Source organism: Pseudohalioglobus lutimaris (genome assembly GCF_002866825.1).
GTDB lineage: Bacteria > Pseudomonadota > Gammaproteobacteria > Pseudomonadales > Halieaceae > Halioglobus > Halioglobus lutimaris.
Genome location: NZ_PKUS01000002.1, coordinates 236,095 through 260,076, shown reverse-complemented (window position 1 = coordinate 260,076; position 23,982 = coordinate 236,095). Strand labels below are relative to the sequence as shown.

Sequence of the window (23,982 nt, the reverse complement as noted above, 5' to 3'; positions counted from 1 at the left end):
GAATTTGTGGTGACTCAGGATTTGCCTGGGCCGCAAAACTTTGCTAACTAGACCGATAGTAAAGCGGTATTTCCCTAATATCAATTGTTGGCCGGTTGAGAGTGCAGTCATGACTGGCCCGCAGTGCAATCAGGGTAGCAAGCGACTGACTGCTTGCAGCGTGCGCTCTGCCCCCGGGTCGCTCGCGGTGGCCGGGACAATACAAATTTCATCGGCTCCGGCAGCGCGGTACTCGGCAATACGCTCTCTCAGTGTGTCTGTAGTGCCCAGGAGACCGACGGAGGCCGCCAGTTCGGCCGGCATTGCCGACAATATCTCCCGCGGGTGTGGCCGTGTTTTAGCAAGCGCGACAAGTTCTTTAAAGCCCGCTTCAATGAACATGTCACTGTAGCCTGGTGCAGCCAGGTAGCCGACTTTTGAGCGCAGCACCTGGGTGATTGCGTCCTCGCCGGGGTCCAGTGCGCAACCCAGCCATACCGCGAGTTTGGGTGTCGGCCGTCCGGCTTCTTTAGCTGCGTCCTCCAGTTGCTGCCTGAGCCGGGCGGTGGAACTGGTGGTCACCATGTTCAGCAGCATGCGGTCACTGTGCCTGGCGGCGACTTTTACCGCCAGTGCGCCGAATGCAGCCACCGTGATGTGGGCCCCGGGTGCTTCCGTGCGCAAATGAAAACCGTTGCACCTGGCGAGTTCTCCCTCAAACTTTACTTTCTCGCCGTCCAGCAAGCCTCTGAGTGCGATGCTGGTCTCCTCGAGGTGTTTTGCCGTGCGGAGACGCGGACGCCCGTGCCACTCCTCGACAACGACCTTGCTGGAGGCGCCGATGGCGACTCGCGTTGTTCGTCCCGTTAAGGTAGCGACCGAGGCTGCGCCCATGGCGATCGTCGTCGGTGTGCGCACGGATACGGCCAACGGGCCAATATTCAACGCCATTTTCCCCGGAACGGAGCCGATGGCGGTGGCAAAAGCAAAGGCGTCGAAGGTGGCCATTTCGCCTATCCATAAATCCGAGAAGCCGCAGCGCTCTGCGTTGCGGGCAACGTTTACATTGTCGATTGCAGGCTGATCCTGCCAGAGAGGGGTTACTACACTGATTGTCATAGCTTGATCCGTCAGAATGAATAAATGCAGTTTTTCAGAGGCAGTATAGAGCTGCATCCAGTGCTAGTCTAATTATAAAAGTAATGATAGTCTGGTTGTACAAGTCACTTTACGAGGTTCAGGCAATGAGCAATGCCAGCTATCCGATCACCGAAGAGACCATCGGTCAAGTCACCCACTTCGAGAATGCACCGCAGTGGATTTACGAAGTAGATAACCCGTATTTGCATGGCGTGTATGCGCCCACTGTAGACGAAATGGCCGTCGATGAACTGGAAGTAACGGGTGAATTACCGGAGGGTATATATGGCGCTTACTATCGTAACGGACCTAATACGATACACAAGCCAACCGGCCTTCATCACCCCTTTGACGGCGATGGCATGGTGCATGCAGTTTATTTCCAGGACGGCAAGGCGTCCTACCGCAATAGCTACATACACACGGCCGGCTACTTGCTGGAGAAGGAGGAGGGTCGTGCCATGTGGCCGGGTGTGATGGGCACCTTTGATTTCTCGCTACCTGAATTCCCGATCAAGGATACCTGCAACACGGACGTGACATGGTATGCGGGAAAGCTAATGCCGACCTGGTACCACGCCGGGCGTCCGCACAAAATGGACCCTCTCAGCCTGGAGAATCTCGGTGAATACAGCCTGCCGGGGCGAACCCGAACGAATATGTCTGCACACAACCACGTTGACTGGAATACCGGTGAAATGCTGTTTATGGATTACGGCGATGAGGCGCCTTTTATGACTTACGGGGTCGCCAATGCGGATGGCACCCTGCGTTCGGAGGTGCCGATTGAGTTACCCGGTCCGCGTCGACCTCACGATCTGGGCTTCACTACGAATTATACTATTCTCCATGACCTGCCGCTCTTCCATGATGCGAATCTTCTGCGCAGGCACGGCAAGATGGTGCTGGACTTTCATCGCGACATTCCGGCGAGGTTTGGCATCATCCCGCGGTATGGTGACTCCGCCGATATTCGCTGGTTCGAATGTGAGCCCTGTTTTGTACTGCACATATCCAATAGTTGGGAGGAGGGCGACTGGATCGTAATGGATGGCTGTCGCTCGGCAAATCCGCTACGTCAGCCCGAAGGGGGTGGAGAACTCGCGCATATGCTGGTGTACATGCGCAACGAAACCAATAATTACCGTTGGCGCTTCAATCTCAAGACGGGTGAAGTGCGCGAGGGTGACATTGATGACCTGAACACAGAGTTTAATAAATCCAACCAGATGTTCCACGGCGTGAAGACGCAGTACGCTTATCACCAACACATTCCTTTGCTCCACGAGAATGGCCATACGCTTCGTTTCAACGGGCTGGTGAAGTACAACAATGAAACCGGTCAGTACGACAAGTGGGACTATGGCGATGGTGTTTTCGGCAGTGAGGCAGCCTTTGCGCCGGTCAAGGGTGCAACCCGTGACAGCGACGAGGATGATGGTTACGTCATCACCATGGTGACAGACAGTAACACCTGGAAGTCTGAGGCGCTGGTGTTTGATGCGCGTGATATAACTCTGGGCCCAATTGCCCGCGTCAAACTGCCTCAGCGAGTGCCTGCGGGTTTTCACGCCACGTGGGCGCGCGGAGAGGATCTGTACACTTGAAGACACAAATATTACCGCTCAATGCAGACTTGTGTAACTGAACTGATTGTCATACGATATTTGGGTTCAAATAACAAAGCTATCTAGGGTATTGGCATTTCCGTCGCTGTACTCAACGGATAGAAAGGGTCCTGGTCGGTGTGTATTCAGTGCGCATCGCGGCCCGGGTCAGGGCTGGAAGAACTGGATGCGGGTCCGTTTCGCTTCGGGCGCCGGCTCCCCAACTAATAAGAAATATCTCGATGGAGAACATGATGCACAAGTCAACTTTTAAGAAGTCGGTTGGTTATCTCTCGGTTATCGCTGCAAATGCATTTTTACTGGGAGCTCCACAGTTCGCGCAATCCCAGGCACTGGAGGAGGTTATTGTCACCGCGGAACGGCGTGCGGAAAGTCTGCAGGATGTGCCCATGTCGGTCACCGTGTTTAGTGGCGATCAGATAAGCGATGCCGGAATCTCCAGCCTCGCCGATATTTCCTTGTAGACGCCAAACCTGAACCTGACCACCTTTAATATTGCGGAACCGCAGATATTCCTGCGCGGTATTGGTACGACCAATGACTCCGCAGCGTCTGATCCGGCGGTGGCGATCTTCGTCGACGAGGTTTACCTCGGCCGACCGGGCGGCGCTTCCACCGACCTCTATGACCTCGAACGAATCGAAGTGCTTCGCGGGCCACAAGGGACATTGTATGGAAAGAATGTGGCCGGTGGCGCGATCAATATATTCTCCAAAAAACCGCAGCAGGAGTTTGAAGCAAGGGCCGGTGTTACAGCTGGCAATTATGACCTCTTAAAAGTTAATGCCTATGTGAATGGGCCACTCAGCGACACTATTGCGGGTAAAATTACCATCAGTACGCATGACCGCGATGGCTATGCAGACAACGTTACTACCGGACAGGAACTTGAGGATATGGACGCCATAAACGTCCGCAGTCAGCTGCTGTTCACGCCATCGGACAGGGTCGAGGTATTGCTGGGCGTCGACTATAACGACATCGACTCCAACGGTGAAAGCCGCTTCATTACAGACTATGACACACCTGCTTTAAGTGGGCTCGCTTCGATACCTGCTTTCCTTGAGATCGGCAAGGCCTCGGTTGCGGGACTGGACGAACGTGAATCCTCGCACGGCGTAGTACAGCATGCCGAGAAAGAGATACTGGGTTTCCTCGGCCGTGTGGATGTAGACATGGATTGGGGTGTATTGACCTCGATTACTGCATACCGTGAAAGTGAAACCTCGTGGCTGCAGTCGTTGACGCCTGTACAGGGGCAGCCACCTATCGCTGGCGACCGGGTTGCCGGACTTTCAGAAGTAATTGATGGGGCCAATGAGGACGCAGATCAGTTTTCCCAGGAGTTCAGGCTTTCAGGAGAAAGCGACAGCATTAAGTGGGTCGCCGGCCTCTACTACATCAAAGAGAATGTAGAGCGTGATGAGACGTTTGTAACCTGGTGGGACCCGATTACGCCACTGGCGGGCCTGAGCCCGGGTGATGTTACTTATTTCCAGGATGCGACGACAGAGAGCTATGCCGTTTTCGGACAGGCTACCTGGAATGCGACCGATGCGCAGGCCTTTACACTGGGCGCCCGATATACCGAAGATGATAAGGAAATCAAGGCATCAGCTGTCAATAATCTCGATAGCCCTATAGGTGGTATTCCCCTTGTCGCGCCCGGCTATGACACAGCCAAAGGACAAGAGTCATGGGATGACACCACTCTGCGGGGCTCGGTGGAATGGACCGTGGCTGATGACCAGTTACTGTACGTAACCTACTCCGAAGGTTTTAAAAGCGGTATTTTCCCGTCGCAGGCCAAAACGGGTGATGCTGCAACGACGCCTATTGATCCAGAGCAGGCCACCAATATCGAAATCGGTGCCAAGACACAATGGTGGGATAACCGCTTACGTTTCAATATTGCTTACTTCGACCTCGATTACGACGACCTCCAGGTTTTCTTCCTGGCTAACAACGTCCTGAATTCGGCCAATGCCAACGCTGAGGTGTCCGGCATTGAGCTGGATTTCGCGCTCGCCCTGACCGAGAACCTGCTGGTGACCGGCAGCTATGCCAATATGGATGGCGAGTACACAGAGTACCAGTTGGAGGATGATGACTTCTCGGGGAACGAACTGTCCCGAGCGCCCGAGGAGACCTGGACCTTGAGTGGTACTTACACGATAGGGTTTGACAGTGGTGCCGCGTTGGATCTGGTCACCACGGTTTCACATACCGGCGATTACTTTATGGAGGCGAGCAACGATCTGCGTTCTGTACAGGAGAGTTTCGAAGTGTGGGACGCGTCTGCCAACTATACAGCCGCTGATGGGTCATGGACCCTGTCCGTTTGGGGCAAGAACCTTGACGACGAGCTGTACTCATCGCACAAAATTCTCGGCACGTTTGGGGGTGTGACCAACTTGTGGGCGCCGCCCCGTACCTACGGCATGAGCTTCAACTACTACTGGCTGTAGCTCAGGTTCGGAGCCACCAGGTCCAGATCTTGCGGCTTTGATTTGAGGAGTTCTTTGAACTCCTCTTTTTTTTGCGTGGATGTTTTGTGCCTGGCGCGTGAGGCAAGTCCTGTCTCAGTAGCTTCTATGCTGCGCAAGTGCTAGGGACACAGTTGATCACGTCTAACTATATGCGGACCCAGGTTTCAGCCCTCATACTGTTGGTGACCAACTTTTTCGAACTGGGCCTGGGGTCCATGCGCTGGCTTTGTTTACCGGCTATGTGTTTGGCAGCGACCGGGATTTGCGGGGTTCATTAGCGTTGTTGGCGTTGCCGGGTCAATCTAACGCTGAATCAGTATCGCGCTGCCCGCACCCGCGGCACCGCTTGCTGCGACTATGCCACGCTGTAAGTCGCGCCGCTCCAGTTCATCCAGTAATACGCCGGCCATAATCGCGCCGGTGGCCCCCATGGGATGGCCAAGGGCAATCACGCCACCGTTTACATTGAGCTTGTCGTTGGGGATGTTCAGGTCGAGCTGGCACTTGACCACGGTGGCAGCAAAGGCCTCGTGTAACTCGAACAGGTCTATGTCGTTCGAACTTAGTCCCTGCTCCTGCATCAGCTTGCCTGTAGAGGCAACGCAGCCGGAGAGTACCTGCAGCGGGTCGTCGCTGGCGGTGGCTGCCGCGACGATGCGCGCACGTGGCTCGATGCCGAGTTTGCGGCCCAGTTCTTCATCGCCCAGCAGGGTTACCGCGGCGGCATCCGCCATCGCCGGTGAGTTACCTGCTGTGTGAATGTGGTTGATCGCTTCCAGATGTGGGTAGGCTGCCAGTTGTGCCGCATCGGGACCCTTGGCACCCAGGGCGGCGAAGGCCGGCTCCATTTGCGCCAACGCCTCCAGGGTTGTGTCGCCCCGAATGCACTCGTCTTCTGTTACGGTGATCCCCTTGACCGGGTTGTGTACCGGGACAATGGATTTGAAATAACCATTACTGCGTGCGTGTGCCGCACGTTGCTGGCTCTGTACTGCTATTTCGTCCGCCTGTTGCCGGGTTACGTTGTTCAGCGTGCCGATCAAATCCGCGCCATTGCCCATCATCAGCATATGGCATTGCGCGGCGTATTCCGGGTCGATAAACACCGCAGCCTTGTCACCCAGCATGGGCACGCGTGACATCATCTCAATGCCGCCGGCAATGACAGCATGCTCCTGCCCGGCAGCGATTTTCAGCGCGCCAACACTGATGGCGTCTACGCCGGAAGAGCAGAAACGGCTCACGGTGAGGCCGCCTATGCTGCTGGGCCAGCCCGCATACAGTGTCGATGTCTTGGCGATATTGGCCGCTTGCTCGCCGTATTGCGTGACGCAGCCCAACACCACCTCGCCCACTGTTGCCGGTTCCAGTCCCGTGCGCTCCTGTAGTGTGTGGTATAGCGTCTTCAACAGGTCGTGCGGGCGCAGGTCATACAGGCCGCCGCTGTCTTTGGCCCTGGCACGCGGCGTGCGGATAGCGTCGTAGATGAAGACGGGCTTCATTGGCCGACTCCCACAACCAGACTGACGCAGGTGGTAGTGCTACCACCTACGTTGAAGGTGATCATATTCTCCACATTGGGTAGCTGGTAGCCGCCGGCTCTGCCGGTGACCTGTCTGGCGCAGTCAAGGGCCATGCGTACGCCGGTGGCACCCACCGGATGACCCAGGCCGATCAGGCCGCCACTGGGGTTTATGGGGAAGTTACCGTCGCGGGTGATGCGGCCATCCTCAACTGCCTTCCAGCTCTCACCCGGCGCGGTTAGCCCGGCGTGATCGATGGCCATGTATTCTGTCATGCTGAAGCAGTCGTGGGTCTCCAGCCCATCCAGATCCGAGACCTGGGCAAAGCCGGCGCGCTGCGCCGCCTCGGTAAGGGTGGCACTGGCATGCGGGAATACCAGCGGCTGGTCGGCGCTGAGGGCGAGCTTGGTTTCCAGCAGGATTGGTGCGGAGCGATGCCCCCAGCCTTTTATGCGTGGAATATCCGCCAGCTTCATGCCGAGCTTCGCTGCATGCTCTTTCGCTCTTGCCTCGCTAGCCAGAATGATGCACGCGGCCCCGTCGGTTATTTGCCCGCAGTCCTGCTTGCGCACGCGACCCTCTATAACCGGGTTGAGGTCGTCGTCACAGCTGAAGGCACCCTCGGGAAACTGCCACTGGCGGGTTTGCGCACGCGGGTTCTCCCTGGCGTTGCCAAAATTGATTTCCGCGATACGGTTCAAGTGGTCCACGTTGATCCCGTAGCGTCGGTCATACTCCTGCGTCAACAGGTCGAACATGTGTGGCCAGGGGTAGTCACAGTGCTCGGGTAATGCCTCGCGACCTTTCCAGGCGGCAGCACCCAGGTACTCTGCGCCGGTCTTGCCATCCACATTGCGCATCAGTTCCAGGCCCAGTACACAGGCCATGTCATAGTGTCCCGCCTCTATATCGCGCATCGCTGCTAGAATGGCGATTGAACCCGAAGCGCACGCTGCTTCATGACGCGAGGTGGGAAGGGCTGCGAGTTCCGGAAACACCTGGCCGAAGAAGCCGCCCAGTAAGCCCTGGCCCGTGAACAGTTCGCCGACGAAGTTGCCAACGTGGCCGACTTCAATCTGGCCTGGCTCGATATCGGCATTGCTCACAGCCTCGCGCAGGGCCTCTTCGAACATTGCGTAGATGTCCTTGCCTTCACGCTGCCAGTTGCGGGCGAAGTCGGTCTGACTGCCGCCGAGTATGTAGATGTCCTGTGTTTGTTTCATAGCGTTGGTCTCTTCTGTTATGCGCTGAGGGTCTCCTGCAGGGCAAAGCGCTGTACCTTGCCGACAGCGTTGCGCGGCAGTTGCTCCAGTATTTCTATACGTTCGGGTAGTTTGAATTTGGCCAGGCCCAGGCCCAGCAAATAATCTTGCAACGCCTCCATGGACAGTGGCTCCATGCCGGGTTTCATCACCACGCAGGCGCAGATTTTTTCACCCAGGCGTTCGTCCGGATAGGCACAAACAGCGGCTTCCTGCACGCTCGGATGGTCTTCCAGCGCCAGGTCCAGTTCAACGGGCGATATCTTCATGCCGCCGCGGTTGATGATATCCTTGCAGCGGCCAACGATGCGGTAGAAGTCGCCCTGTTCACCGCAAATCTCCACCAGGTCGCCGGTACGAAAGTAGCCCTGGGCGTCAAACACGTCCTTGTTGTCGTGGTGGAAGTAACCGTCGAATACGGTGGCTCCACTGACCAGCAGTTCGCCGCGTTCCCCGATGGCGGTGACTTCCGCGCCGGTTTCGGGGTCGGCTACCCGTGTTTTCAGGTACTCATCCTCTTGCGGGCGTGGAAACATGGTCGCGCGAACTTCCGGGTCGGCCGCTTTCTCTGGCGCGCAATAGAGTGCGATCCCCTCGTTGGAGCCGTAAATATTGACCACGTCTACACCGAAGTCGTTGCCGAAGGTTTCAATCATCCACGGTGACAGCGGCGCCGACCCAGAGCCCACCCTGCGCAGCGCGCTGAAGTCATATTGGTTCCACATGTCTGGCGACTTGGCGAGTTGGTTGAGCAGGGCCGGGGGCGCAATGGTGAAACTGATGCGTTCATCCTGCATCTGCTGCAGAAATAGAGCCGGGTCCAGCGGATGGTGCAGCACGATGGCACAGCCATGCACTGCAGCAGGGAATACAAAGCCACCCAGTGCCGACATATTGACCATGGGAAAGGGGCAGAGCAGCGTGTCTTCTGCCGAGTAGTTGCCAGCCTCAGCGGTACAGCGCCCGGAGGCCAACCACATATTGTGAGAGCGAGGTACGCCCTTGGGCGTGCCTGTGGTGCCGGAGGTCCAGCAAATAGTCACCACGCGGTTGGCGTCCGCTGACATCGGCTGGCTGTAGCCGTCGGCTTCACGGGTATCCAGTTCGATATCCTGGCCGAAAGCCAGAACCCGGGTGCCCGGCAGGGCCGTGCGGGCCGCAGCGGCCAGGTCGGCGCCGCGGAAGTTGCCAATAGTGATCACTGCCGCCGCCTCGAGTGCGTGTGACATGTGTTGCAATTCGTGGCTGCCGTATTGCACCGGTACTGGCGAGGCAATTGCATTCATTCTGCTCAGTGCGTAGTACAGCACCAGCAGTTCAACGATATTGGGCAGTTGGATGATCACCCGGTCATCCTCGCGCAGGCCGGCGGCGTGCAACTGCATGGCCAGGTTGCTACTGGCCCTGTCCAGTTCCTCCCAGTTCAGTGCTTGCGGGGCATCTCCGGTCAGCTGTTCCCGGTCGGGTTGGTCTTTTACCGCCAGCCGAGTAGGCTGCTCACTGGCATGGCGTGCCAGCAGGCCGTGCAGGGTCTCTGTTCCCCAGCTGCCCGCGGCGGTGAGTGCCGCGATTCGATTTTTATCTGACGTTATCACCTCGCCACCTGTGTGATTATACTTTTATAAATAGACCTAATTGTAAGATAAATGTTGGATGCCAACAACATTACTTTGGTACCAAAGCCACCCGGGAACGTGGGCTGATGGTTCCAGCCGAATTCAAGGGGACCGGCATGGTGGCAGAGCGCCGGGACCGGTTGGCTCCCCTCGAGTTTCACGAAGAAGGCCAAGCGGCCGATTGCTTGCGTAATTAGACTCTTTGCTTATACTGCACAGGGCGTGTGAGGCAAGCAGGGCATTTATGGAGCAGTTCGCGTGGCGACAGAGTTCAGCATAGCTGTCAGTGAACGGTGCCACGTGCTAACAAATGACCCTCGGCAAAAGGTGTTATATGGAGTCTGGAGAGAAATTTGACGCCGTGATTATCGGCTCCGGCATCGGTGGAATGTGCGCTGCGGCGCGCCTGACAGCGGCTGGAATGAAAGTGTTGTTGACGGAAAAATCGCCCTACCTCGGTGGTCGTATGGGCCATCGAGTGCGTGAAGGGTGCAGCGTAACCACCGGTGCGCTGATGATTCCAATGGGACCGGCCAGCGCAATCCGTCAGGCGTTTGATGTGGTGGGTGCGGAAATGGATATGATCGACCTGACCGGCCGCATGCGGTATCGCCTGGACCACGGGGACTACGACCTGCCGCCCGGTGGCGGTGGCCTGTACGGCATGATCGAATTCGCGATGCAGGATGAGGCCGCCGCCCGCGCGCTGTTCAAGCAGATACAGAATGCGCTGTTTCAATGGACTCCGCTGGACTCTATCAGCATTCGCGACTGGTTCGACCAGTACACCGACAACGGTGAAGTGAAGAACCTGTTCCAGGGCTACTGCGCGGCACTGATGGGTATCAACCTGCATGAGATCCCGGCCGGAGAGTTTTTCCGCTTTTTGAAATATAGCAGTAAATGCAGCCGCTTCGGCATGGCTGCCCACGGCAACGGCGCGCTGATGGATGCTCTGGCCACCGCGATGGAAAGCAAGGGCACTCAGGTCCGCCGCCAGACAGGCTGCAAGCGTATCCTCATAGACGAGGGCAGGGTGGTTGGCGTTGAGGTCAATAGCAGTGACGGTAAGGATGAGGTGATTCTCGCTGACCTGGTGCTGTCCAATACCGGACCCGACAGGACCGTTGATCTGGCCGGGGGTGCGTCGGTATTTGAACGCAGCTACATACAGGAACTACGAACCAACGCAGCGGATGCGCCTATCATGCACATCAGCTTTGTCATGGATAAGCCCCTGATCGAAGGATTCGAAGGGTGTATGGTTTTTGGCAACAATCGCAATCTTATCTATCTGGAAATACCCTCTGAGATATCGCCCCACATTTCACCGGCGGGTAAGTATTTGCACACCGCCTATGGCGCGCCGGCGGATGCGGCAAAGCCCGACCTGGCAAACGAGTTCAAGGTCACTATGGAGGAACTGGAGAAGAATTTTCCGGGCGTCACCGAGCAGGCGACGTTCCTGGTGAAGGCAAAGCACCGGGCACCGGCACCGGGCATGCATCGCTGGGCGGGTTTTGGTCTGCCGGTCAATACGCCTGTCGTGGGTCTGTATAACGTGGGTGATGGCTGCGCCCCGCCAGGAACCATCGGTACCGAGAGCGCGGCAGCGTCGGCGCGCGACGCGGTGGCGATGATACTGGCATCGCGCAAATAAACAGTTCTTGGCAAGGAGGGAGTGAAACATGAGCATCAAGGTTATCCAGTGGGCGACCGGCAGCATGGGCAAAACCTGTCTGCGTGCGGTGCTTGATCACCCTGGTCTGGAGCTGGTCGATGCAGATAAAAGGACTGCCTTCGCTGGAATCAGTATCGATCCCGGTGTGCTCCAGGGGCACCCATGCCGCACCACGCCATAGCATTACGGCGTGGCCGGTTCGCTGATCAATGCAATCCCGGGACCGGTGGCGGCCCCACCCGTTGTTCATCAAGTGCCGCTAGCGGGATTGTTTCGGGCCCGGTGAAAGCACGCACTATTCGATAGCGTTTTGCGCAGTTTATCTTCGCGGTTCCCTATGCTACGTTGCCAGAGTTACTTTTATAAACGAATTAAAAAGGCGGCCAGGTGAGGAAGAGCATGCTGAAAGACGCACTGCGATTACAGTTGGATATGGGCCTCACCCTGACTGAGCTGGGCGCTGGCCTTGCTATGTCGAACGCGCTGGATCGGTGCTGCGCACAGGGCGACGGCGCGCAACCGGTGATGCTGATTCCAGGGTTCAATGCACCGGAAAACAGCATGGGTCATCTCACGCGTTTTCTTAATCGCAACGGTTTTGATGCTCACGCGTGGGGATTGGGCGTCAACGAGGGGCCCTCGGAAGCAGGATTTGATGCCTATGTTGCGCAGCTGGCGGACAAGCTGCGCCACCACGTCAAAATACTCGCGAATCGACATGGCCGCGGCGTTGCACTGATTGGTCATAGCCTGGGCGGCGTTTGCGCCCGAGAGCTTGCCCTGCACCTGGCGCCGGATATCGACAGGGTTATCACCTTGGGTGCGCCGGTATTCCCTGCGGCTAGCCTGCGACGTCACAATGCATTGATACGGCTGATGGGCGAACGCCAGATGGGGCGGCCAATGCAGGATGTGTTTACCAATGCCGGAACCCGACATTGGCCGGCGCACCAGCCTGACATACCCTGTGTAGCGATCGTCAGCCCTATTGATGCTGCGGTTAGCGAGCCTTTTGCGCTGATTCCGCAGGAGACCGTTGACAGCAGCAAAGCGCCGGCCGTGCGCGAGAATGTGCGTATTGTTGCCTCACACGGTGGCATGGGCGTTAACCCGCGTATCCTGTTTGCGGTTGCCGACCGATTGTGTGCTGACGCCCAGGCCTGGCAGCCATTCAATCATCGCCGCCTGCGCCGTTTACTTAACTTATCAAGACGCAAGCGGCCGGTAAGCGCTCGCGGTCGATCACAAGGAACCGCATTGTCGCGCTGACCGTGCAGACCACTCAGGTCTTTGGCTTGGTCCCGCCCGACTTTTTACTCTGCCGTCCTCGTGCTGCTTTACCGCGTTTGCGCAGGGGGCGGGTAGCTTTGTGTAGTTCGTCGAAGGATTGCTGCATACAGTCAGCGAAGAAACCGGGGTCGGTCATGATTTCCCGGCAGGATGTTGCGCACAGAAACAGTTTCCCATTGTAGCTGTGCGCCGAGATGATAAGGCCCACACCGTCCAGCACTGGACCGCAGCCCCAGGTGGCGAGTAGCTCGGCACCGCACTGGTATAAGGGTATCTGTGGCCCGGGTACGTTGGTAATCACCAGGTTGAAAACAGGCTTGCTGCGGTGCATCAGGCCGGTGGCGGAAATGAGGCGGCTGGCCATGGTCAGCGTGGTGGCTGGCAGGTGGTGGGATATGTCGGTCATCCGCCGTGCGCTGACGGCCTTGTCGGTGGTTTTTTCTGCCGCAGTCAGGTCGCGAATTTCTTGCAGACGTTGTACCGGGTCCTCCACATGCGTTTGCAGGGCGATCGACATGGCGGCGATGACATTGCCGGCAAGGCCCTCATCGGCCTCGGTCCGGGTGTTGATGGGAACGGCGGCGACCAGTGGTTCATCCGGCAGTTCTTCCTTGGCCTGCAGGTAGGCGCGCAGGGCACCGGCGCAGATCGCCAGTATCACATCGTTTATAGTAACGCCTGCTACGGCACTGCGTATTGCCTTGAAGTCTTCTAGGTCGAGCATCTGGCCAGTGAATACCCGGTGGGGTGATACCTGGTAGTTGAAACGGGTTTTGGGGATGGGGAGTTTCGATGGACTGAAGCGCTGTTCCTCGGGCTCCCTGCGACGCGGCAGCCAATTCAGTTGCGGCCGGGATCGAGCAAGTACTGATGCGAGGTGCAGGGGCAGCTTGACGTTGTTCACGGCGGATCGTGCCAGCAGTTGCAGACTGGAAGGAGTGGATTCGGTGGCCTGCGCGGTGTGCTTTCGCGGCGCTGGCCTGGCGCTCAGGTCATGCAGTCCAGAGATGATCTCCACCCCGGACGCGCCATCGATGGCCGCGTGGTGGTACTTCGACAGTACGGCGAAGCTACCCGGTGGCACGCCATCAACATTATCCAGCCCCTCTATGATGTACATTTCCCACGGTGGCCGGGACATGTCCAGTCCCCGGGAATGCAGCCTGGAAACAAGAATGCACAGCTGGCGCCAGTCCCGTGGGCTGGGCAGCGCGATATGTCTCACATGAAACTCCAGGTCGAAGCCTGGATCGTCCACCCAATAGGGGAAATCCAGGTTCATCGGCACGTGCAGCAGCTTCTGGGTAAAGACTCTTGAAGTAGGCAGACGGCTTTCAATATGTGCCAGCAACTGCTTGTGCGTTACTTTGCCGCCCGGCGCTGTGCCTGGATCATAAATATACAGGGAGCTCAGGTGCAGTGGTGCAGCGGGGTCTTCCATGAAAACGAATGTGGCATCTTGTCCGCTCAGTTGTCTCATAATCTGGTTCCGTGGTGATGTCGTGACAGGGTCGGCACTGTGTGTATTCAATCCTGGCGGTCGGCCGCCTGGCAACGGAAGCTTTGTGCATTGTCAGGGTCGCCGCCCTGGAAGGTGGCGGTAAGAGGATAGGGACAAAGCAGGCGTGTGCGATTGTTCGGGGAGGCGTCTTGCGCCATACCGGCAATAACGTGGTCCGGGGCTTTGCCCGTCTCTACCCAGTGGTCGATGACGACCAGCGGGTTAAAATCGTCTGCGACCTGTCCTGGCATCTCCCAGCAGTGACCGTGGCCGGGTACCATGAAAAAGCGCGCTGTCTGGTCAAGCTTCTCCTTGCCCATCACTGCTGCGGCCTCATCGTGGTACTGCTGTGCGCGACCTGCCAGTATCAAGGGGTCTGCCAGGCCGTGGTAGTAGAATAACTTCCCCCCTGCTGCGGCCAATGCTGACAGATCCGGGTTCGTGGCATTCAGCACCGGTGCCAGGCGTTGCAGGTTTTGCTGCTCGTCGGCCAGGGTGTACGCATGTGGGTTGAAGGGGCGGTTTGACGGAATTCCATAGGTCAGTCTCAGGTTACCTTCTGAAGCGCGGGTGCCCCAGGCAGGGTTTTCATCCGTGCCCACAATCCACCGCGACCACAGGCTTTCCGACCCGGGTGGGATGCCGGGGAAAAGTGCTTGCCCATCCACCGTTGCTCCCTGGTAGAGCAGCTGGATTGCGGTCAGCTCTCTATCGCTAAAGCACGCCTCGGGCCGGGTATCGCTGCAGCGCAGGCTGTCCAGTGCCGGTTGGCACAGTTGTGGCCGGGATATGACGTGGTCTTCCACGCCATCCAGCGAATCGCACTGCTGCATGACGTGCTCTGTGAGCAGGGGCAGCTTGTCCTGGTCGATGATCTCCCCGCCGTTTTCGTCGTGTGTGGTCTGCAGCTTCCACATGCCATGGATTCCCGCATTGCCGGTGAGGTCGAAGATGGCGCCGCCAGCGGCGATGCCATCGAACAGGCGCGGATACCGTTGGGCGGCTACCATGCCCAGACGACCGCCGTTTGAGCAGCCTGAAAAATAGGTTCTTTGCGGTTTGTCCTGATAGTACTGTTTCAGCAGCGCGTTGCCGCTGGCAACTGCGAGTGGCATCCATGCACCGGCATACAGTTCCAGTGCCCGTTGGTCGCCAATGGCCCAGTCTGTATCCCAGCTGTCCGCCTGGTGTCCGCCATCCGTCTGGATAACGGCATACCCGAGTTTGAGCGACGCATTCATACTATTGGAGTAGCCTGGCTTGTCAGGATTCAGGCTGCCACAAAAACCACCGCAGCCGGTCACCGCAAACTTGCCGTTCCAGGCATCCACCGGCAGGCGCATGACAAATCCCAGTCGTTCCGCGATTTTCCCTTCCACCTGGCAGAAAGGCGGCAGGTTGGCATGGTCCATAAAGAATTTTGCGCTGGCCAGCCTGGTCTCAGGTGCCTGCGTTGTCATCAGGTTATTGCATGCCATGGCGGGAGCGGTGTCATTGCTCGACCAGGCCATAGGATTACCCAGGACGGTTACGAGACATACAGCCATTAACTTTAATCTGTGCATCGCGGGTTCCTGAAGTACGATGGTCTTTAAAAGTATGATTATGCAAGTTGCGGAGGTGTGGCGCAACAGACTAAACAGGCCGGGTCTTCGGGCGTGGCGGACGCACAAGCACAGACTGCGCTTCGGTATCCTGCCAGCGTTTATCAAGCTGCTCACCATTGCCGCGTTACGGTTAAGACGGGAACCGGGTAGCGCCATCCGCTGGTCTATTGTTGCGGGGGAGGGTTGCCGCTTTCTGCTGCAGTGGCTGATGCGCTGACGAAGTCCGTGTATTCGGCTGAAGCGCTCGCCGATGGTGTTGTAAAAGGTGCGGCCATGACTTACCCCGGTTGGTGAAATGATTTGTCTCAGCAGGATCAGCATGGTCTAATTATGCAATCAAATGGCCGTATCAATAATCTTGTCAACCCGGGCAGATTCAAGCCTCCATTGAAAACCTCTACAACGTGGGTGATGGTGTTTGCCGGCCTGGGTACGAGGGCTCCATGGGTGCGGCAAAATCAGCACAGCTGGTGTTCGACGAGATAGTGTCGTGCGCGTCACTGCGCCCGGCGTAAAATCAAACACACCCTGGAGGTTTATATGTCCGCTGACCCACTTTTCGATATCACCGACAAGTGCATTCTGGTGACCGGCGCCTCCAGTGGCCTGGGTGCGCATTTTGCCGAATTAGCCGCGCTCAGGGGTGCACGCGTGGTGTTGGCTGCGCGCCGGGAGGAACGGCTGGCCAGTCTCGCCAGCATTATTGAAAGTGCGGGGGGGCAAGTGTTCTCTGTACGCATGGATGTCTGCGATGAAAGCAGTATCGCGCAGGCCCTTGAGTGCGTTGAGCGAGAATTTTCGCCTGTCGATGTGTTGGTCAATAACGCCGGTGTGTCTGTGACGCGTCCTTTTCTGGAAACTGACAATGCAGATTGGCGATATCAACTGGAGACTAACGTGATCGGTCTGGCCGATGTCGCCAGGCAGGTGGCGCGGCGGATGATCGCGGCAGAGCGGGGCGGAGCCATCCTCAATATCGGCTCAATACTGGGGGTGCGCGCGGGCAACATGGCTGCGGCCTATGCCGCCAGTAAGGCGGCGGTTATACACCTGAACAGGGGCATGGCGATTGAGTTGGCACGCCATGCCATACGCGTCAACGCCTTGCTACCCGGCTTTATTGCCAGTGACCTGTCCGACCTCAAGGATAACCCCGCTGCGCTAGAACGGCTGCGGGCGGTGATACCGCAGCGGCGCACGGGCGACGTGCAAGACCTTGACGGCGCCTTTCTATTATTGGTGTCGGAGGCTTCGCGCTATATGACCGGGTCCACCATCACAGTGGACGGGGGCCACTCCAGCAATTCCCTGTAAATGACCAACAGGGTTTATTACGCGGCCCTGGGATCCCCGATATCAAACTGCACTTCCTGTGCGTTCAATACCTTTTCACACTCACTGCACTTCACCTGGCCGTGCAGCGTATGGCCGCAGCGCTTGTGGATAAGGCGCATTGGCTTGCCGGCCCCGGTTGGGTCACACCATTTGTCGCCCCACTGCAGGATGCTGAGGAACCAGGGGTAGGTCGCTTCCCCTTTTTCTGTCAGCCTGTATTCGTAGCGGGGAGGGCGCTCCTTGTAGAGCACTTGCTGAAAAATGCCGTGTTCAACAAGGAACTTCAAACGATCAGTCAGTATGTTGGTGGCAACGGGTAGTTCTTCATGAAACTGTTCAAACCGGTTGAAACCATGAAACGACAGCGCGATCACGTTAGCGGTCCAGCGGTCGCCAACGATATTGATCAGGTTGCGGTAGACACTGCGTTTGCTGGGTACATCCTGTACCGAAAGTGAGGAGCGGCGGCGCACCTTCTTCTCTCGCTCGTCCCGGGCGGCGCCTGGTCCAGGTTTGTAGCTGACATCGTAAATGCTGATGGACTCGTTGCATTTGCCACAGCGCATTTGCGGCGTGAATACGTGACCGCATGTGCGGTGCAGCAGTGTTACGCTTTCCAGCTCCAGTGTAGGGAAGAAGCGACGCTCCCATTCCAGGGCCATCAGCGCACTGTCGTACAGCTCGATCGACTTGGGGGTCAGGCGGTAAATCATGCGCTTCCCACCTTTGCGGCCGGGCGCCTTGGTGAGGCAATCTACTTTTTGCAGCCACTGCAGCCGGTCAGACAATACCCCCCGGGAAGCGCCCGTGGTTGCCAGCATTTCGCTGAAGGTATTGATGCCCCAGAACACTTCCTGAATGATCAGCAGGCACCACTTGTCTCCTATCTGGTCCAGGGCCCGATTGATAGAGCTCGCTCTGGTCGTTAATGTATTCACGCATGATCCATTGTGTTGTTGCGAGGAGGCCCGGGTAACGAGAGTTGCCCGCGCCTTGCAGTATACACTGCCCGCTTGTGTATCTCACAGACGCGGGGCAGGAGGATTGCGTCCGCCAGGTTTACCCTGGGGCGATGCGGGAGCGCTGCCTGGGGCGTGCCCGGCTGCTGCGCTATATCTCCGGACTCTCTGTATGGTTCACCTTATGGTTTGTACCAGATGGGAGAGGTGTAGCCACGCTCCTGCGTGCTGGTGGGTGCGCCCTCGGGGAGGTCCACCCCGAAGCGGAATGCATCGTGCGTGGACCAGCGGGGCGTCGGTATTTCCAGGACCCGGGCATAGTAAAAGGCGTTGTGCTGCGGATCGAAATCGGGGTCGCTCCACACGGTCCCCAGCTCGGGTGAGCCGATGGTGTTGGTCCAGCTCGCCCGGGCCACGTCGACGGTATTCCCCACCGCCGGCAAGCGGCCGTTGCGGTCTGGTTTGCGCTCACCGGACCACACCACATCGTAGACCTGTTCCTTCAGTTGCTCGCCGTCATACCAGCCCTTCACGATCTGGATCCGGTCCAGGTTCGCGCCCTGTGGGTCGCGCAGGGCGAACACCATGAAGCTGGGCGCTTGCTTGCCTTCCTGTTTGGGCAGGTCGCTGCCCATGGGCACGCCTTTGTCGTAGCCAGCGAATGCGGGCTGGCGGTTATTCAGGTCATCGGCGGTGAAGTTCCACCCGCCAAACATGCGCACGCGCATGCGGCTACCGGTGGTTGCGTAGGTCTCCTTGCGCTCCATGGCGTCAAACAGCGCCTCGCGCGTGTTGTCCCTCGCCCATACCGCCGCCAGGCCAGAGGCCACCTGTTGCCAACCCATAATCGTACCCGAGTCTGTGGCCATGAACGGATGATACATACGCTCTGGTCCGGGCTCTGCACCGGAGTGCTTGCCGAAGAAGTTGTCCTCCTGGACGGCGGCGAGCGAGGTGTGGCTGTCGGTGGAGCCGATCAGGCCGAACTGGTAGGGGTTGGTGCCGAATTTTGCGGCCAGTTGCATGCCGTTCTTGAGCGCTTCGCGGGCATATTCACCTGCCAGCATTGAATCGGTCTTGGCTTCGGAAACATCCAGGTTGCCGATATCCCAGGTCTCGTAGTCGGCAAACTCATCGTTGGGCGACAGGAAGGGGTGGGTTTCGCCATCGCCCTTGATTTGCGTGATTTCGTAGAGCGGTTCCCATTTGGCGCGTCGCTCGGCCCAGCTTTTGTCCAGTGCCTCGCCGTCACTCTGCTCTACCATCGGGAACATGATGCCGTTGGACAGGTTGCCGTTGTGGGCAATGGCCAGCACGTTGCCGCCGGTTTGTTCCTCATACTGCTCCAGCCATGTCCACAGGTCTCGCGGTGTGGTGCTGCCAAAGGGTGCCATGGTGGTGAAGGGCACCATCTGCCCGCCCTTGTCGCCATCGTCGCGATACACCACTACCCGGTGCATATTGTTTCCGCGTACCAGCGAGGTCCACTCATAGCCGATAAAAGCTGTAAAGTTGCCAGGGTCATTGAAGCGCTCGGCTGCCTCCACCGTCCGCGCCCAGGCGTCCTTGTAGGGCTGTGAGTCAGGTGTGTAGACCAGGCCCTTGGGGAAATTGCCCTGGGAGAACAGGCCGATCAGTTCCAGCGCAACGCCAACGCCTTCACCCGCTTTGATGCGTTCGTACCAGTCTTTACCCTTGGGGTCCTTGAGTATGTGCGGTGCCCCCGACAGCATGTCCGGGAAGAAGCCCATATTGTCGGAGTGGTCGGCCACTACCAGGAAATCCAGAGGGCGTGACAGCCTTACCGGGCCGCCGTTGGTTGCGTTGATTTCTTCACCTCGGGCAAAGCGATAGGCCTCGTCCAGCCCAAGGCGGTTGCCAAAGGCACCCGCGTCCATGGAGATATCTGTGTGTAAGTGGGTGTCGCCCCAGTAAACATCGGTGGCGAAATCGCGTCCCGCATAGGGTGAATAGGCTGTGCCTGTATAGGCGCTGGACAAAATCTGTTGGTCCGGTGGTGGGGGAACCTGGGCCTGCGTGGCCAGGGTGATGCTGCCAAGCAGTAACCCGGTCAGGCACTGTGTTGTTCTGGATATTGGCATGGTTTTCTTCTCCCTTGGTCGCCAGTAGAGTTCTGGTGTCCATCCAGAATAGACGCTTATCAGCCTGCTGCACAGTGCCGATCAGGGAAGTTATTGAAAAGCTTAGGTTTTTGATTGCAACCCGTGAAGTTCGGCGAGGAGGTCAGGCCGCGTCGCTCGCTGCCCTGCGACCATGGCGGTACGGCGGATTTGTTCCCTGGCAACGGTGTTCCTGAGCGTTCTTACCGGTTAACCACGGTGGGTTATTAATTGTGTTGACTAGGAAATAACCGGCGAGGACAATCGTATCAGGAAGCGGTCTTTAGCGGGGCTGGGGTGTTCCAGGCTGGCAGTCCTGTGAGGTCGGTTAGCAAGCGCCGCAGACAACAAAGAAGTGACGATGCATGCCACAGAGTTTTAAACTGAAAAGATCATGCTGCCCGAACTAAAACGATATCAGCAAGCTTGCAGGGAGTTCGAAAAGGGCCAGATGGACGCAGCTGTCTGGGCTCAGGCGCTGGAGATGGCATCCGGTAAGGAACTCGCTGCGAAGTATCTGTACATTCACCTCCGGGTCGACGCCTTGGGCAAAGAGGCTAGCCAACCGGAGGCCAACGCATTACCAGAACAGTCCACCTTGAGTCAGGTCAAACCTGAACCAACGCACACGGCACCTGCACCCAGGTTAGATGAAGATCTCAACAGGGTAGGTGAAGAGGCAGTCCTTCAGGCTATCGCCGCCAAAGAAGTTGACACCGGGAACCACAATGAGCGTATCTGGAAAGACGCCCTGATTTTGGCCAAAGGCAATCCGAGTAGCGCCCGTCATCATTATATTTGCCTGCGAATGGATAGCTTGAGAGCGCTCTCTGCGAAAGCCGCGCTGATCGGTTGAGCGCTGGCGATTGAAATCAGTGCGTTTTGCCCATGGGTGCTCTTATGCTGTAGGTCGCCATGGGGAATAGTCCCCGATGGCGACAAGGCGGCCCTCCCATGACCAATAAATACCTCCTGAGCTTGCTGCTTGCCACCCTCTTTGGCTCTGGCTCCACGCTTGGCGGGGCCACCGATGGGGCGACACAGACGCTGTATCACGGTGGCGACATTATCACCATGGAAGGCGAGACCCCGGCCTATGTGGACGTGGTCGTTGAACGTGGCGGAAAGATCGTATACGCCGGCTCCAGGGCAGGCGTAAACCGGGACTTTGCCGGCAGCACCGAAGAAGTGGATTTGCAGGGCATGACCCTGATGCCCGGGTTTATCGAGCCCCACGCGCACCCTGTGTCCATCGGCGCATTCATACTCGCCAACGATATCGTAGCACCCCATGAATGGCGCATGCCCCACCACACCTATCCCGGCGTCAGCGGCAAGGGTAATTATCTCAAAGCCGTCAAGGCCGTGATCGACTCCAAACAGAGTCCAGATCGAACGGTGATGATCTGGGGCTATCACAAGTCCTGGCACGGAGAACTCTCCCTTGCTGGTCTCGATGGTGTGACCGGTGATGTGCCGACTATCATCTGGCAGCGTTCTACTCATGAGATTTATCTCAATAGCGCCGCAGCCAGGAAGTACCAGATCAAGCGTGGCGACCTGGCCCCAGAGGATGATGCCCAGGCGGACTGGGAGAATTATCACTTCTGGGAGCGTGCTTACCAGATGATGAAAGGTACTAAACTCGCGCCTTTTTTTGGTGACCAGGAGATGCTAAGGCGGGGCATGGAGCGTATCTCGGAGGTGATGCTCAATAATGGTCTCACCGCGATGGCCGAACCCAGCTTCCCCAACAGCGTATTCGACATTGAGTATCAGGTGCTGAAAGAGGGTACTGAAAAAGCCGGTGCTTACGGTATATACCTTATCGCCGGCTTTCCCGAGCAGTTCGTCAGGAAAATGAGCAACGAAGACTATGAACAGCGTGTCGATAGCTTTCCTGCGAACTACGACACACGCTATATCAAGTTTATGCCCAAGCAGTTCAAGACATTTGGTGACGGCGCTATTTATTCCCTGGCTTTGCAACTCAGGGAGCCATTCGTGAACTGTAAAGACTGTCACGCAGAGTGGATCATTCCTCCTGAGATGGGTGAGCAAATATTTAGTTACTGGTGGGACCAGGGCTATAAAATCCATATTCATATCACTGGCGACAAAGCGTATGAGACTTACCTTGATATCGTCGAGCGCGCCATGCAGCGCAATCCCAGGGTTGATCATCGCACCACGTTTCACCATGTCGGCCTGTTTGACGCGGCGCTGGCGCAACGAACGGCGGACCTGGGCGTAGAAATTTCCGCCAATCCTTACTATCTCTGGGCTCTGGCGGACAAATACGCTGCAACAGGGATGGGCGCAGTGCGGGCGCAGAGTATGGTGGCGTTGAGAGAGTTCACCGAGCGTGGTGTTCCTGTCTCTCTGCATTCGGACTTTGCCATGGCACCTGCTGATCCATTGTTGCTGGCCTGGGTAGCGATCAATCGGCAGATTGCCAGCGGCGCAATTGTCAGTCCCCGGCAGGGTATATCGGTGTTTGACGCAATGAAGGGGATCACCATTACCGCGGCACGCACTTTCGGGATGGACGGCGAGATAGGTTCTATCAAGGCCGGCAAGGACGCCACCTTCACCTTGCTTACACAAAACCCGTTCAAGGTCGCGCCTATCACCATAAAGGACATTCCTGTCGCTGGTGTTGTGTACAAAGGCGAGATGAAAATGAAGCCCCTGCTGCGCCCCGGTGGAGACCGGGATACCAGGGGCTGTATCGGGTCAGCGGGATTTGCCTGGTGCGAAAAGACTCAAACTTGTGAGCGCCCCTGGGAGCTTGCGGCCAGCCGCGATTTTGCCAATACGCAGCCCGGATTCGATCTGTTTTGCCAAAACTCGCCTTGAGCGAGGACCTTTGCGATCCAGCCGCTTGGCCTGCGATCGGCTCCACTCTCTATAGGTTACGGGTTTCATTTGGTACTTTGTAAGCTCTGCTGTGACTGCTCCAGCAAGGTATTCAGCGCTACCATTTCAAAGTGGCGCTTGGCAGTGATCGCATAGAAGCGCTCCACCACATCGTCCAGTACGCAGTAACGCTGCAGTCGCTTGCTGTGTAATTCGTCTTGAACGACCACCTCTGGCACCACTGCCAGCCCGCCCGAGTCGCGCGCCAACAGGCGCAGCATGGCCATGTCATCCACCTCGGCATAGGGGTCGACCTCTACACCCCGCTCGTCGCACAACAGGTCGAACTGACTGCGAATGTCACTGCTGGGTCCCGGCAGTAGTAAGGGGAGTTTTCCCAGGTCATCGGGAAAGCGAAACTGCTTCGCCGCCTTACCTGGCGGCCCCACGATACACACACTTTGTTCGGCAATCTGCTGGCAGCGCCAGGGAGTGGAATTATCTGCTGCCACGGCACGATTGGACAGGATCAGGTCCAGCTTGTGCACCCGCAACTGCTCCAGCAATTCTTCCAGGCTTGCCGAGTGCATCTTTAGCTTGACCTTCGCCTCGCCGATTACCGGGCGGAGAAAGTTCTCCTGGAAGTTTCGCGACAGGGTCGCGACCGAGCCGATTCGCAGCCGCTGCAAGCGCTGTAGTTCACCACTCTCGGTCAGGGCCAGCAACTCGCTGCCGAGGCTGAAAATGCTTTCGGCGTACTCGAGTACCAGGTGACCCACCTCAGTGAGTCGCAGGTTGCGGCCGTCGCGTGTGAACAGCTCTTGACCCAGTTGCTCCTGCAGTTTGCGTATCTGTGTCGACAAGGCCGACTGCGAAACATGCAGTTGTTGGGCGGCTCGCGTGAGATGGCCTTCTTTGGCCACGACCCAGAAGTAGTAGAGGTGATGGAAGTTGAGGTTGCGCATACATAACCATTCTTTATAAAAGAACAAT

The 23,982-nt window shown here is 57.5% G+C and carries 19 protein-coding genes; 10 read left to right on the top strand and 9 right to left on the bottom strand.

Going from position 1 to position 23,982, the window contains the following annotated elements; translation table 11 throughout:
- Positions 1-129 precede the first annotated feature (129 nt).
- Positions 130-1,155, bottom strand: coding sequence for an LLM class F420-dependent oxidoreductase (locus tag C0039_RS03425; protein ID WP_341476642.1), 1,026 nt, complete (start codon positions 1,153-1,155; stop codon positions 130-132).
- Between the two features lie 38 nt (positions 1,156-1,193).
- Here C0039_RS03425 and C0039_RS03420 point away from each other — a divergent pair, with 38 nt between their 5' ends.
- From C0039_RS03420 to C0039_RS03410, 3 genes are all read left to right on the top strand, one after another.
- Positions 1,194-2,726 carry a carotenoid oxygenase family protein gene (locus C0039_RS03420; protein ID WP_243391543.1) on the top strand — a complete coding sequence of 511 codons (1,533 nt, stop codon included), beginning with the start codon at positions 1,194-1,196 and terminating at the stop codon, positions 2,724-2,726.
- Positions 2,727-2,980: 254 nt separating this feature from the next.
- Positions 2,981-3,211, top strand: coding sequence for a hypothetical protein (locus C0039_RS03415; RefSeq protein ID WP_133125931.1), 231 nt, complete (start codon positions 2,981-2,983; stop codon positions 3,209-3,211).
- A gap of 9 nt (positions 3,212-3,220) precedes the next feature.
- Positions 3,221-5,215, top strand: a complete 1,995-nt coding sequence (locus C0039_RS03410; protein ID WP_101517245.1) for a TonB-dependent receptor — start codon at positions 3,221-3,223, stop codon at positions 5,213-5,215.
- A 323-nt stretch (positions 5,216-5,538) separates the two neighbouring features.
- Here C0039_RS03410 and C0039_RS03405 read toward each other — a convergent pair whose 3' ends face one another.
- From C0039_RS03405 to C0039_RS03395, 3 genes are read right to left on the bottom strand one after another with little or no spacing between them, the layout of a single operon-like run.
- A complete protein-coding gene (locus C0039_RS03405) occupies positions 5,539-6,738 on the bottom strand; it encodes an acetyl-CoA C-acyltransferase (protein ID WP_101517244.1) in 1,200 nt (399 codons plus the stop codon).
- Positions 6,735-7,982, bottom strand: a complete 1,248-nt coding sequence (locus C0039_RS03400; RefSeq protein ID WP_076000522.1) for an acetyl-CoA acetyltransferase — start codon at positions 7,980-7,982, stop codon at positions 6,735-6,737. The genes C0039_RS03405 and C0039_RS03400 overlap by 4 nt, the downstream gene beginning before the upstream one ends.
- A gap of 17 nt (positions 7,983-7,999) precedes the next feature.
- A complete protein-coding gene (locus C0039_RS03395) occupies positions 8,000-9,616 on the bottom strand; it encodes a class I adenylate-forming enzyme family protein (RefSeq protein WP_101517243.1) in 1,617 nt (538 codons plus the stop codon).
- Positions 9,617-9,971: 355 nt separating this feature from the next.
- On the opposite strand from C0039_RS03395, the gene C0039_RS03385 reads away from it, so the two are divergent.
- From C0039_RS03385 to C0039_RS03380, 3 genes are all read left to right on the top strand, one after another.
- Positions 9,972-11,297, top strand: coding sequence for a phytoene desaturase family protein (locus C0039_RS03385; protein ID WP_165787027.1), 1,326 nt, complete (start codon positions 9,972-9,974; stop codon positions 11,295-11,297).
- A 28-nt stretch (positions 11,298-11,325) separates the two neighbouring features.
- Positions 11,326-11,499: a hypothetical protein gene (locus tag C0039_RS21010; RefSeq protein WP_157516146.1), complete on the top strand. Its 174-nt coding sequence runs from the start codon at positions 11,326-11,328 to the stop codon at positions 11,497-11,499.
- Between the two features lie 218 nt (positions 11,500-11,717).
- Complete coding sequence (locus C0039_RS03380; protein WP_076000525.1) at positions 11,718-12,587, top strand: esterase/lipase family protein; 870 nt, start codon at positions 11,718-11,720, stop codon at positions 12,585-12,587.
- A 13-nt stretch (positions 12,588-12,600) separates the two neighbouring features.
- Here the strand turns inward: C0039_RS03380 and C0039_RS03375 are convergent, their stop codons facing one another.
- Both C0039_RS03375 and C0039_RS03370 read right to left on the bottom strand, forming a co-directional pair.
- Positions 12,601-14,088: a WS/DGAT/MGAT family O-acyltransferase gene (locus C0039_RS03375; protein WP_076000526.1), complete on the bottom strand. Its 1,488-nt coding sequence runs from the start codon at positions 14,086-14,088 to the stop codon at positions 12,601-12,603.
- Between the two features lie 47 nt (positions 14,089-14,135).
- Positions 14,136-15,656 (bottom strand): tannase/feruloyl esterase family alpha/beta hydrolase, encoded by a 1,521-nt coding sequence (locus C0039_RS03370; protein ID WP_207796358.1) that lies wholly within the window; start codon positions 15,654-15,656, stop codon positions 14,136-14,138.
- A 52-nt stretch (positions 15,657-15,708) separates the two neighbouring features.
- Between C0039_RS03370 and C0039_RS21005 the strand changes: the two genes are divergently transcribed.
- Positions 15,709-15,933 carry a hypothetical protein gene (locus tag C0039_RS21005; RefSeq protein WP_165787025.1) on the top strand — a complete coding sequence of 75 codons (225 nt, stop codon included), beginning with the start codon at positions 15,709-15,711 and terminating at the stop codon, positions 15,931-15,933.
- A 323-nt stretch (positions 15,934-16,256) separates the two neighbouring features.
- Positions 16,257-17,030, top strand: coding sequence for an SDR family NAD(P)-dependent oxidoreductase (locus C0039_RS03365; RefSeq protein WP_101517239.1), 774 nt, complete (start codon positions 16,257-16,259; stop codon positions 17,028-17,030).
- A 17-nt stretch (positions 17,031-17,047) separates the two neighbouring features.
- Here the strand turns inward: C0039_RS03365 and C0039_RS03360 are convergent, their stop codons facing one another.
- Positions 17,048-17,989, bottom strand: coding sequence for a winged helix-turn-helix transcriptional regulator (locus tag C0039_RS03360; protein WP_101517238.1), 942 nt, complete (start codon positions 17,987-17,989; stop codon positions 17,048-17,050).
- Between the two features lie 203 nt (positions 17,990-18,192).
- Positions 18,193-20,112, bottom strand: a complete 1,920-nt coding sequence (locus C0039_RS03355; protein ID WP_101517237.1) for a DUF3604 domain-containing protein — start codon at positions 20,110-20,112, stop codon at positions 18,193-18,195.
- Positions 20,113-20,524: 412 nt separating this feature from the next.
- On the opposite strand from C0039_RS03355, the gene C0039_RS03350 reads away from it, so the two are divergent.
- Together C0039_RS03350 and C0039_RS03345 are read left to right on the top strand one after the other, a co-directional pair.
- Positions 20,525-20,986, top strand: a complete 462-nt coding sequence (locus C0039_RS03350; RefSeq protein ID WP_076000531.1) for a hypothetical protein — start codon at positions 20,525-20,527, stop codon at positions 20,984-20,986.
- Between the two features lie 98 nt (positions 20,987-21,084).
- Positions 21,085-22,989 carry an amidohydrolase gene (locus C0039_RS03345; protein WP_165787024.1) on the top strand — a complete coding sequence of 635 codons (1,905 nt, stop codon included), beginning with the start codon at positions 21,085-21,087 and terminating at the stop codon, positions 22,987-22,989.
- 65 nt (positions 22,990-23,054) lie between these two features.
- On the opposite strand, the gene C0039_RS03340 is transcribed toward C0039_RS03345, so the two are convergent.
- Positions 23,055-23,954: a LysR family transcriptional regulator gene (locus C0039_RS03340; protein WP_076000533.1), complete on the bottom strand. Its 900-nt coding sequence runs from the start codon at positions 23,952-23,954 to the stop codon at positions 23,055-23,057.
- Between the last annotated feature and the right edge of the window lie 28 nt (positions 23,955-23,982).

Excerpts from the sequence above, each read along its gene's own strand:
- C0039_RS03425 (WP_341476642.1), bottom strand. The coding sequence starts at position 1,155 with ATGCAGCTCTATACTGCCTCTGAAAAACTGCATTTATTCATTCTGACG.
- C0039_RS03400 (WP_076000522.1), bottom strand. The coding sequence starts at position 7,982 with ATGAAACAAACACAGGACATCTACATACTCGGCGGCAGTCAGACCGAC.
- C0039_RS03375 (WP_076000526.1), bottom strand. The coding sequence starts at position 14,088 with ATGAGACAACTGAGCGGACAAGATGCCACATTCGTTTTCATGGAAGAC.
- C0039_RS21010 (WP_157516146.1), top strand. The coding sequence starts at position 11,326 with ATGAGCATCAAGGTTATCCAGTGGGCGACCGGCAGCATGGGCAAAACC.
- C0039_RS03385 (WP_165787027.1), top strand. The coding sequence starts at position 9,972 with ATGGAGTCTGGAGAGAAATTTGACGCCGTGATTATCGGCTCCGGCATC.
- C0039_RS03350 (WP_076000531.1), top strand. The coding sequence starts at position 20,525 with ATGCTGCCCGAACTAAAACGATATCAGCAAGCTTGCAGGGAGTTCGAA.
- C0039_RS03365 (WP_101517239.1), top strand. The coding sequence starts at position 16,257 with ATGTCCGCTGACCCACTTTTCGATATCACCGACAAGTGCATTCTGGTG.
- C0039_RS03370 (WP_207796358.1), bottom strand. The coding sequence starts at position 15,656 with ATGGCTGTATGTCTCGTAACCGTCCTGGGTAATCCTATGGCCTGGTCG.
- C0039_RS03355 (WP_101517237.1), bottom strand. The coding sequence starts at position 20,112 with ATGCCAATATCCAGAACAACACAGTGCCTGACCGGGTTACTGCTTGGC.
- C0039_RS03405 (WP_101517244.1), bottom strand. The coding sequence starts at position 6,738 with ATGAAGCCCGTCTTCATCTACGACGCTATCCGCACGCCGCGTGCCAGG.
- C0039_RS03415 (WP_133125931.1), top strand. The coding sequence starts at position 2,981 with ATGCACAAGTCAACTTTTAAGAAGTCGGTTGGTTATCTCTCGGTTATC.
- C0039_RS03345 (WP_165787024.1), top strand. The coding sequence starts at position 21,085 with ATGACCAATAAATACCTCCTGAGCTTGCTGCTTGCCACCCTCTTTGGC.
- C0039_RS03340 (WP_076000533.1), bottom strand. The coding sequence starts at position 23,954 with ATGCGCAACCTCAACTTCCATCACCTCTACTACTTCTGGGTCGTGGCC.
- C0039_RS03380 (WP_076000525.1), top strand. The coding sequence starts at position 11,718 with ATGCTGAAAGACGCACTGCGATTACAGTTGGATATGGGCCTCACCCTG.
- C0039_RS21005 (WP_165787025.1), top strand. The coding sequence starts at position 15,709 with ATGATTATGCAAGTTGCGGAGGTGTGGCGCAACAGACTAAACAGGCCG.